The following is a 634-nucleotide window of genomic DNA, read 5'->3' as shown; positions in this document are numbered from 1 at the left end:
ATCCCATATTTCTAATTCCAAGAGCTCCGATTAAAAAATAAAAAATCTATCCTTTTTGGAATTAAGTTACAAACTTCATGAACTCTCTGCTAAGAAAAATCTCTCTCTCGAAGAATGTCTAAAAAAATTTAATATTACTAAATCTCAATTTTATGCCATCAAAAAAGTTCTTGATTTTGATCCTTTTATTAAAAATTCTGTTTTACAAATTGTAGGACCAATTAAATCAGATATCTTAAATAAAATATTAGAACTTCTCTTACTAAAAGAATCTTCAACATCCGCTCAATCAAAAATTAAACTTTATATGAATAAATCTCTAACTGAGCTAAAATCGTTGCTAACAGAACTTGAAAATAATCCCCCAAAAGAAAAAAATATTTTTGAATTTAAAAAAAAGGGCTGTGTAACTTTTTTTAAAATTAACGAAATTTTATCAGATGAAGATTATTTAGAAATTGAAGCATTTATAAAAAAATTACTAAATCGTTAAATAAATAAAAAAATGTATGTATAACTTTTTAGTTAAACATACATTTTTTTGTTTCAGTCGTCGGGTTGCCCGACAACCTATTTAAAATTTTTTTAAAGTTTTTAATTCTTCCTCTAAATTTTTTATTATTTTATAGTGCTT

General features: G+C 23.7%; 1 protein-coding gene. It reads left to right on the top strand.

The window, feature by feature from the left end; genetic code table 11:
* The first annotated feature begins 55 nt into the window (after positions 1-55).
* On the top strand, positions 56-493 hold the full coding sequence (locus L988_RS05410) for a hypothetical protein (RefSeq protein WP_047382373.1): 438 nt from the start codon (positions 56-58) through the stop codon (positions 491-493).
* Positions 494-634 lie beyond the last annotated feature (141 nt).

The sequence above is a fragment of the Cetobacterium sp. ZWU0022 genome, assembly GCF_000800875.1.
Classification (GTDB): domain Bacteria; phylum Fusobacteriota; class Fusobacteriia; order Fusobacteriales; family Fusobacteriaceae; genus Cetobacterium_A.
This window is presented reverse-complemented; position numbering and strand designations above follow the sequence as displayed.